This window comes from uncultured Jatrophihabitans sp. (genome assembly GCF_964244045.1).
Taxonomy (GTDB): Bacteria; Actinomycetota; Actinomycetes; order Mycobacteriales; family Jatrophihabitantaceae; genus Jatrophihabitans.
Genome location: NZ_CAXTHK010000063.1, coordinates 1 through 8,821, shown reverse-complemented (window position 1 = coordinate 8,821; position 8,821 = coordinate 1). Strand labels below are relative to the sequence as shown.

Genomic DNA, 8,821 nt, shown 5'->3' with positions numbered 1-8,821 from the left:
ACTGGTGGCACTGGTGGCACTGGTGGCACTGGTGGCACTGGTGGCACTGGTGGCATTGGCGGCATTGGCGGCAGAAGAAAAAGCGAACCGTCGGCCGTCCCCCGAGCGACCGACGATTCGATCTCTGTATAACGGGAGCAGCTCGGGTTTGGATAGATCCTGGCGCGAACTCGCCCGATGATCGGCGTATTCGTAGTTACTCGGTGGGTCAAACGGCCTTGCCCGGTTTGCCCAGCTTTGTGGGAGCACAGTGTCCGTCATGTCCCAATCGTCGGATTGGTATATCACGCTGCGTAATGGCCCGTCAGGTAACGTCAATTACCGCTCGTAATGGCACGCTTCGCAACGACTAACACGGATCGAATAACCGGCAGAATTAGTGCACGCGCATTTACGACTACCTCTCATCGCCCCGGTGGGCGATGCAGGCTCTATTGCTGGAGCACCGGCTCAACGCCCGCGCTGTTCGAAGCGCCAGGCGTCGGTGATCATGGCCGTTAGGTCCAGCGTGGGTCGCCACCCCAGCAACGACGCTGCGTATTCATTCGAGGCGACGAGGACCGGCGGGTCGCCGGCCCGGCGTGCCGCCTCGTTCACCGGAACTTGACGACCCGTGACGTCGCCTACGGTGGCAAGCACCTCGCGTACCGACGATCCCGCGCCACTGCCGAGGTTGACGATCTGGTGCTCACCCGGGACGCCGGCCCGGAGCGCCAGCAGGTGGGCGTCGGCAAGGTCGCGCACGTGGATGTAGTCGCGCACGCAGGTGCCGTCAGGTGTGGGGTAGTCCGTGCCGAACAGCGACAACGCCGGCCCTTGCCCCGCAGCGGCGCGCAGGGCGTTGGGGATCAGGTGCGTCTCGGTCGCGTGCCGTTCGCCGTACGAATCGCCCGCAGCGTCGATGAGCGCACCGGCCACATTGAAATAGCGCAGGCTGGTGGCGGCCAGACCGTAGGCGCGTGCGTAGTCGGCCAGGGCCAGGTCGATGGCCAGCTTCGACGCGCCGTACGGGTTGCCGGGCCGGGCCGGCGTGTCCTCGCGGATGGGCTGCTGATCACTGTGGCCGTAGGTCGCTGCCGAGGACGAGAACACGATGCGCGGCACCCCGTGGGCGCGTAATGAGTCGAGCAGGGCCACCGTTCCCACCACGTTGTTGCGCCAGTACTGGGCCGGCTCGTCCACGGATTCGCCGACCAGCGACTTCGCCGCGAAGTGGATCACCGCGTCGATCGCCCAGTCGCCCAGGACCGGGTCGAGCGCGGCAATGGACAGCTGATGGAACTCGGCGGCCTTGGGAACGGCGTCGGCGTGCCCAGTAGACAGGTCGTCGACGATGACGACCTGATGCCCCTCGGCGAGCAACCGGGCCGAGACCACGCTGCCGATGTAACCGGCGCCGCCGGTGACCAGTACCCGCATGGTCCGGACGCTACCTGCTCCGCACAGCGCTCGTCGTTGCGGAAGAATCGCGGCATGACTAGCGACGTTCCAACGTCTGAAATCCTCGGCGACGAGATCGACGACGCCCAGCTGCGCGCCGACGTCCGCCGGGTCGGTGGACTGCTCGGTGAGTCGCTCGTGCGCCAGCAGGGTCGGGCTGCGCTGGACCTCGTCGAGCAGGTGCGCGGGCTGACCAAGAGCAGTAAGGCCGGCGACGGCGACGCGTCCGTGCAGGTGCGGGCGTTGCTCGCCGACCAGCCCATCGAGACGGCGACGGTCCTTGTCCGGGCGTTCTCGGCCTACTTCCACTTCGCCAACGTCGCCGAGCAGGTGCACCGGGTCCGCGGCCTGCGCAACCGTCCCGAGGACGAGGGCTGGCTGACCCGTGCGGTCGCCGACGTCGCCACCGAGCTCGGGGCCGCCGGCCTGCGCGCATCGCTCGACGGGTTGGCCGTGCGGCCCGTCTTCACCGCACATCCCACCGAGGCCAGCCGCCGGTCGGTGCTGACCAAGCTGCGGCGTATCGCCGACATCCTGGGCGCGGCGACGGAGCAAGGCACCGCGGCCCGCGCGCGCCAGGACCGCGACCTCGCCGAACTCGTCGATCTCGTCTGGCAGACCGACGAGCTGCGCCAGAACAAGCCGTCACCGGTGGATGAGGCCCGCAACGTCGTCTATTACCTGCAGGACCTGGTGAACGAGACGTTGCCCGACCTCGCCACCGACCTGGCCGTGGAGGCGGCGCGGCACGGCGTCGAGCTGCCCACCGACGCCCACGCGCTGACCTTCGGCACCTGGATCGGCGGTGACCGCGACGGCAATCCGAACGTCACCCCGGCCATCACCCGCGACGTACTGCGCATGCACCACCACGTCGCCGCCCGCGCCGTCGACCGTCAGCTCGACGCACTGATCGCGGAGCTGTCGTCGTCGACGGCGGTGGTGGCCGCCTCGCCGGAATTGCTCGCGTCGCTCGAGGCCGACCTCGAGGTACTCGACATCGACCCGCGCCTCGTCACCCTGAATGCGACCGAGCCCTACCGGCTCAAGCTCACGTGCATCAAGGCCAAGGTCGTCAACACCCGTCGGCGGGTCGACGATGATTCGCCGCACCGTCCCGAGCGGGACTACCTCGGCTCGTCGCAGCTGCTGGCCGAGCTCGACCTGCTGGCTGATTCGCTGCACGCCAACTCCGGCGCCCTCATCGCCGACGGCGTGTTGGCGCGGGTGCAGCGCACCGTCGCCGTCTTCGGCCTGCACCTGGCGACCATGGACGTCCGCGAACACTCCGACGCCCACCATCAAGCCGTCGGCCAGCTCGTTGACCGCCTTGTCGAGGAGACCTGGCTGTACGCGGACGTTCCCCGGGACTACCGGATGCGGCTGCTGTCGAAGGAACTGCGTTCCCGCCGACCGCTGGCGGGCTCACCGCCGCCGCTCGACGAGGCCGGCGCCAAGACCTTCGCGGTGTTCGGCGAGATTCGCGACGCCTTGGACACCTACGGGCCGGAGGTCATCGAGAGCTACATCATCTCCATGACGCACGGCGCCGACGACGTGCTGGCCGCCGTCGTCCTGGCCCGCGAGGCGGGGTTGCTCGACGTCCACGGCACTGGCGGCGACCGCGAACCCTTCGCCCGAATCGGGTTCGTCCCCCTGCTCGAAGAGGTCGACGAGCTGCGCAAGGCCGGCGAGATCCTGGACGATCTGCTGTCCGATCCCACCTACCGGCTCGTGGTGCGACTGCGCGGCGACGTCCAAGAAGTCATGCTGGGTTACTCCGACTCGAACAAATCCGCCGGCATCGCCACGTCGCAGTGGGAGATCCACCGGGCGCAACGCACGCTGCGCGACGTGGCGGCCCGCCATGACGTCCGGTTGCGGCTGTTCCACGGTCGGGGTGGCACGGTCGGGCGCGGCGGCGGCCCGACCTACGACTCGATCCTGGCCCAGCCGTGGGGCGTGCTCGACGGCGAGATCAAGTTCACCGAGCAGGGTGAGGTCATCAGCGACAAGTACGCGTTGCCCGACCTCGCGCGCGAGAACCTGCAGCTGACGGTCGCAGCCACGCTGCGGGCGTCGACCCTGCACCGATCGCCCCGCCAGTCCGGCGCGCAGCTCGACCGGTGGGACGAGTGCATGACGCTTGTCAGTGACACCGCCTACGCCGCCTACCGGGCCTTCGTCGACCACAAGGATCTGCCCGACTACTTCATGTCGGCTACGCCCGTCGAGCAGCTCGGGTCGTTGAACATCGGCTCGCGACCGTCGAAGCGACCGTCGGGCGGTGGTGGCATCGAGGGCCTGCGCGCGATCCCATGGGTGTTCGGTTGGACGCAGTCCCGGCAGATCGTCCCGGGCTGGTTCGGCGTCGGCACCGGCCTGGCCGCGGCGCGCAAGGAGGGTCTCGAGGACGTGCTCGGCGAGATGTTCGCCGAGTGGCACTTCTTCCGCACGTTCATGTCGAACGTCGAGATGACGCTCGCCAAGACCGACCTCGAGATCGCCGCCCACTACGTCCACACGCTGGTGCCCGAACCGCTGCAGCACCTGTTCGACGTCGTGCGCGAAGAGCACGAACGCACGGTCGACGAGGTGCTGCAGGTGACCGGTGAGAAACGCCTGCTCGACGACTCCCCCGTGTTGCAGCGCACCTTCGGCGTTCGCGACGCCTACCTCGACCCGATCTCCTACCTGCAGGTCGACCTGCTGGCGCGGGTGCGGGCCACCGACGAGTCCGACGCGTCGCCGGATCTGCGCCGCGCCCTGCTGCTCACCGTGAACGGCGTCGCCGCCGGCCTGCGAAACACCGGCTGAACGGGGTCAGGGGCGCGACAGCTTGTCGGCGAGCGCATCCTGCCAGCGCCGCGGTTTCGCGAGCCCGGCCGCGACCCAGGCCGCGCTCGAGAGCACCGACCAGGCCGGGCGCTTCGCGGCCGTGACGAAGGACGAGCTGTCGGTCGGCCGCACCCGTTCGGGGTCGGCGCCGGCGAGTCGGAAGATCTCGCGAGCGAAGTCGAAGCGCGAGGCCTGCCCGCTGTTGACGAAGTGCAGGGTGCCGGCCGGGACGCCGGCGCGACCCAGCGCGATCAGGCCGGTGGCGAGGTCGGCGACGTAGGTCGGGCAGCCGACCTCGTCGGTGACGACGTTGACGGTGTCGCGCTCTTGCTCCAGACGCAGCATGGTGTCGACGAAATTGGCACTCGGGCCACCGTAGACCCACGCCGTCCGCACGACGTGGGACCGATCGGGCAGCGCCGCGCGCACCGCCCGCTCGCCGGCCAGCTTCGTACGGCCGTAGGCGTTCTGCGGATCAACCGGGTCGTCGATCTCGTACGGAGCCGTTGCGTCGCCGGCGAAGACGTAGTCGGTGGACACGTGCAGCAGCCGGCCGCCCTGGCTGCTCAGCGCCTGGGCCAGCAACCGCGGGCCGAGCTCGTTGACGCGGCTCGCGACGTCCTCGTGCTCCTCGGCGGCGTCGACGGCGGTGTAGGCAGCGGCGTTGAGTAGCACGTCCGGGCGGTGCTCGGCCAGGGTGGCGGTCACGATGTCCGCGTCGGTGATGTCGAACTGGTGCTCGTCCAGGGCGACGACGTTGTCACCGGCGTCGGTGAGCTGCTCGAATGCGTGCGTCGCCAGCTGCCCACCCGCACCCGTGATCAACCACCTGGTCACTGGCCCACCTCGGCGTAGCGGGCCTCGGTGGCGGCCTTGGTGGCCTGCCACCAGTCGCGGTGCGCGGTGTACCAGGCAACCGTCTGCTCCAGCCCGGCGCGCAGGTCGGGGTAGCGCGGCGCCCAGCCGAGCTCGTCGCGCAGCTTCCCGGCGTCGATGGCGTAGCGCAGGTCGTGCCCGGCGCGGTCGGTGACGTGCTCGTAGGCGTCGGTGGGTTTGCCCATCAGCTCGAGGATCAGCTCGAGGACGTCCTTGTTGTTGCGCTCGCCGTCGGCCCCGATGAGGTACGTCTCGCCGGAGCGGCCGCGGTCGATGATCGTCCAGACTGCGGCGTTGTGGTCCTCGACGTGGATCCAGTCGCGCACGTTCTCGCCGGCGCCGTAGAGCTTGGGTTTCAGGTCGGACAGCACGTTGGTGATCTGGCGCGGGATGAACTTCTCGATGTGCTGATACGGCCCGTAGTTGTTCGAGCAGTTCGAGATCGTGGCCACGATGCCGAAGCTGCGCACCCAGGCCCGCACGAGCAGATCGGAGCCGGCCTTCGTCGAGCTGTAGGGGCTGGAGGGGTTGTACGGCGTATCGGGCGTGAACTTCGCCGGATCGTCGAGCTCGAGGTCCCCGTAGACCTCGTCGGTAGAGATGTGGTGCAGCCGCACCCCATGCGTGCGGACCGCCTCGAGAATCGTGAACGTCCCGACCAGGTTTGTCTGCACAAACGGTGACGGGTCACGCAGCGAGTTGTCGTTGTGCGACTCGGCCGCGAAGTGCACCACCAGATCGCTGTCGGCGACGAGCCGGTCGACGAGCTGCGCGTCGGCGATGTCGCCGTGCACCAGCTGCGCCCCGGTGCCCTGCAGGCTGGCCGGGTTGGCCGCGTAGGTCAGCTTGTCCAGCACCGTCACCTGCACGTCCGGGCGGTGCAGATGAGTGTGGTGCACGAAGTTCGCCCCGATGAACCCGGCGCCGCCGGTGACCAGTACCCGCATGACGTCCTCTACAGCTCGTGAAAACGGGGCGCGTTCGCGTCCTTGACCGACACCATCGCCGGGTCGGTGGGATCCGGAGCGATCGGCCAGTCGATGCCCAGGTTCGGATCGAGCGGGGTGACGGCCACGCCGGCCATGCCGGGCGTCCACTCGACGCCGAAGCAGTACAGGTACTGGCAGCCGTCGGGCGAGACGGCCTGGAAGCCGTTGCACACCCCGGCCGGCACGAACATCTGCGTGCCGACCGACAGCTGCTCGGTGTGCACCTCGCCGAACGTCGGCGATTCGACGCGGGTGTCCAGCCAGGCACCGAACGCCTCCCCCGCCGCGATGCCGATCAGCTTGTCGGCGGCCTCGCCGTGCAACCCCCGCAGTCCACCCTGACGCGTGTGGGTCAGGTTGATCTGCGCCCACCGCTCGGGCACGTCGACGCCGGCCTCGGCAAACCCCGAGGTACGGAAGAACTCGCGCACCGTCCCGCGTTCGTCCGTCACCGCCTTCGTTGTGATCTTGACCAACCCGTCGATGTTCGTTTCCTCGACGGACATCGCCAACACCTCAGTTGCCATCGATGAACTCCTGGGCAGTGCGACGCAAGTACTCGGCGTAGTTGGACTTGCCCATGTCGACGCCGATCTCGAGCGCCTGCGCGGCGGTGATGAACCCCCGCCGCATCGCGACTTCTTCGAGGCAGGCGATCGTGATGCCCTGGCGGTGCTGCAGGACCTGGACGTACTGCGCGGCCTCGAGCAGGGAGTCCTGGGTGCCGGTGTCGAGCCACGCTGCGCCGCGACCCAGGTCGATGAGCTCGGCCGTCCCCCGCTCGAGGTACGCCCGGTTCAGATCAGTGATCTCCAGCTCGCCGCGCGCGCTCGGCCGCAACCCCCGCGCGTACTCGACGACGTGCGCGTCGTAGAAGTACAGGCCGGTGACAGCGAGGTTCGAGCGCGGCTTGTCCGGCTTCTCCTCGATGTCGATCACCTTGCCGTCGGCGTCGACGACGGCGACGCCGTAGCGCTCGGGGTCGCGCACGCGGTACCCGAACAGCGCGCAACCGCCGTTGCTCTCGACCCGCTGCACGGTATCGATCAGCCGCGTCCCCATGCCATTGCCGTAAAAGATGTTGTCACCCAACACCAACGCCGCCGGCTCCCCGGCCAGGTGCTCCTCACCGATCAGGAACGCCTGTGCCAGCCCATCCGGCGACGGCTGCACCGCATACGACAGCGAGATACCCCACTGCGCGCCGTCGCCCAGCAACCGCTGGAACTGCTCCTGATCATGCGGGGTGGTGATGATCAGGATGTCGCGGATACCGGCCAACATCAGCACCGAGATCGGGTAATAGATCATCGGCTTGTCGTAGACGGGCAGCAGTTGCTTGCTCACGCTGCGGGTCAACGGATGCAGACGGGTGCCGCTGCCACCGGCCAGGACGATGCCCTTCACCGGGGCAGTGTAAGGGTGGGTAATTTCGAGCGGTGCAGCGTCGTCTGTCTTTTCGGCCACCGATGGACGCGGCCGCCACCCTTGACTTCCTGGGCGCGCACGCGGTTCCCGGACTCGAGACCTACGTCGACGGGGTCTACACCCGCGTGATCGAGACGGTCGACGGGCCGGCGTTGGTAGCGCTCGAGCCGGTGGACGGAGCGGTTGAGCTGCGAGCCGACGGTGGCTTGCCGGACGAGCTCGAGGCCCGTTGCCGATTCCTGCTCGATCTGGACCTGCGTCCCGACCACGTCGACGACCTGCTCGGCGCGGACCCGGACCTCGCGCCGCTGCTCAACCGTCGCCCCGGCATGCGGGCCCCGGGATCGGTGGACGGGTTCGAGACTGCGGTGCGCACCGTCGTCGGCCAGCAGATCTCGCTCGCCGGGGCCCGGACGGTGCTCGGCCGCATCGTTGCCGAGCACGGCGAGCCGGCTTTCGGCTCGTGGCGGCGCTTTCCGACGCCTGACCGGCTGGCCGCGCTGGACCCGGCGACGCTGCCGATGCCGCGGGCGCGCGGGCGTTCGGTGCAGGCGCTGGCGACGGCGGTTGCCGACGGTTCGCTGTTGCTCGGCGGCCCGCTCGACCGGGCGGCACTGCTCGCCCAGCCGGGCATCGGCCCGTGGACGGCGGACTACCTCGCTATGCGCGTCGGCGGCGACCGGGACGTGCTGCTGGCCTCGGACCTCGTCGTCAAGCGCGCCGCGGTAGACCTGGGCGTCGACCTCGCCGGCGGACGCCCGGATTGGGCGCCCTACCGCACGTACGCCACCTACCACCTGTGGGCCCACCTCGTTGCCGACGCTTGGCGCCGACAACGTTGACTGGCGGAGATGCCTTGCCATCGCGCTACGGCGCGCGACAGCTACGTGCGGATGGGTTTTTGCTCGGGATCGATCCATCGTGGCGGCGTCCATTCTGGTCGGCCGTCAACGAGGCGGACGGTCCAGCCCTGCCGGACGTACTCGCGATGGTGGAACCCGCACAGCAGCATGCCGTTGGCCACGGTGGTTGGTCCGCCGTTGATGTAGTCGATGATGTGCGCAGCTTGGCACCAGCCCGGCGGGGCGAGACAACCGGGGAACGCGCACCCGCCGTCTCGGGCGATCATGGCTAGGCGTTGGCCTTCGGTGAACAGCCGGTGGGTGCTGGAGTAGGCGGTGATCCCTTGCAGGGTGTCCAGCACGGTCATAAACAACCGGTAGTCGCCGCCGGCCCAGCTCATCGCCTCG

General features: G+C 68.8%; 9 protein-coding genes. 3 read left to right on the top strand and 6 right to left on the bottom strand.

Annotated features, from left to right (window positions below):
- On the top strand, positions 1 to 181 hold a 181-nt coding region (locus ACFFC4_RS21775; RefSeq protein ID WP_375504788.1), incomplete at its 5' end, for a hypothetical protein.
- Between the two features lie 269 nt (positions 182 to 450).
- Here ACFFC4_RS21775 and galE read toward each other — a convergent pair.
- A complete protein-coding gene (galE, locus tag ACFFC4_RS21770) occupies positions 451 to 1,419 on the bottom strand; it encodes a UDP-glucose 4-epimerase GalE (protein ID WP_375504786.1) in 969 nt (322 codons plus the stop codon).
- A 54-nt stretch (positions 1,420 to 1,473) separates the two neighbouring features.
- Between galE and ppc the strand changes: the two genes are divergently transcribed.
- Positions 1,474 to 4,257: a phosphoenolpyruvate carboxylase gene (gene ppc, locus ACFFC4_RS21765; protein ID WP_375504784.1), complete on the top strand. Its 2,784-nt coding sequence runs from the start codon at positions 1,474 to 1,476 to the stop codon at positions 4,255 to 4,257.
- 6 nt (positions 4,258 to 4,263) lie between these two features.
- Here the strand turns inward: ppc and rfbD are convergent, their stop codons facing one another.
- Genes rfbD through rfbA form a run of 4 tightly spaced genes read right to left on the bottom strand, consistent with a single transcriptional unit; the run spans position 4,264 to position 7,550 of the window.
- The gene (rfbD, locus tag ACFFC4_RS21760) at positions 4,264 to 5,115 is read right to left on the bottom strand and encodes a dTDP-4-dehydrorhamnose reductase (protein WP_375504782.1); all 852 of its coding nucleotides are present in this window, start codon (positions 5,113 to 5,115) and stop codon (positions 4,264 to 4,266) included.
- On the bottom strand, positions 5,112 to 6,101 hold the full coding sequence (gene rfbB / locus ACFFC4_RS21755; RefSeq protein WP_375504780.1) for a dTDP-glucose 4,6-dehydratase: 990 nt from the start codon (positions 6,099 to 6,101) through the stop codon (positions 5,112 to 5,114). Before rfbB ends, rfbD begins: the two co-directional genes overlap by 4 nt.
- 8 nt (positions 6,102 to 6,109) lie before the next feature.
- Positions 6,110 to 6,649: a dTDP-4-dehydrorhamnose 3,5-epimerase family protein gene (locus ACFFC4_RS21750; RefSeq protein WP_375504778.1), complete on the bottom strand. Its 540-nt coding sequence runs from the start codon at positions 6,647 to 6,649 to the stop codon at positions 6,110 to 6,112.
- 10 nt (positions 6,650 to 6,659) lie between these two features.
- Positions 6,660 to 7,550, bottom strand: coding sequence for a glucose-1-phosphate thymidylyltransferase RfbA (rfbA, locus tag ACFFC4_RS21745; protein WP_375504776.1), 891 nt, complete (start codon positions 7,548 to 7,550; stop codon positions 6,660 to 6,662).
- Between the two features lie 32 nt (positions 7,551 to 7,582).
- Between rfbA and ACFFC4_RS21740 the strand changes: the two genes are divergently transcribed.
- Positions 7,583 to 8,413, top strand: coding sequence for a DNA-3-methyladenine glycosylase family protein (locus ACFFC4_RS21740; protein WP_375504774.1), 831 nt, complete (start codon positions 7,583 to 7,585; stop codon positions 8,411 to 8,413).
- A 41-nt stretch (positions 8,414 to 8,454) separates the two neighbouring features.
- Here ACFFC4_RS21740 and ACFFC4_RS21735 read toward each other — a convergent pair.
- Positions 8,455 to 8,821 (bottom strand): HNH endonuclease signature motif containing protein (locus ACFFC4_RS21735; protein ID WP_375504772.1); only part of this gene is annotated, 367 nt, incomplete at its 5' end.

Excerpts from the sequence above, each read along its gene's own strand:
- ppc (WP_375504784.1), top strand. The coding sequence starts at position 1,474 with ATGACTAGCGACGTTCCAACGTCTGAAATCCTCGGCGACGAGATCGAC.
- ACFFC4_RS21750 (WP_375504778.1), bottom strand. The coding sequence starts at position 6,649 with ATGTCCGTCGAGGAAACGAACATCGACGGGTTGGTCAAGATCACAACG.
- galE (WP_375504786.1), bottom strand. The coding sequence starts at position 1,419 with ATGCGGGTACTGGTCACCGGCGGCGCCGGTTACATCGGCAGCGTGGTC.
- rfbB (WP_375504780.1), bottom strand. The coding sequence starts at position 6,101 with ATGCGGGTACTGGTCACCGGCGGCGCCGGGTTCATCGGGGCGAACTTC.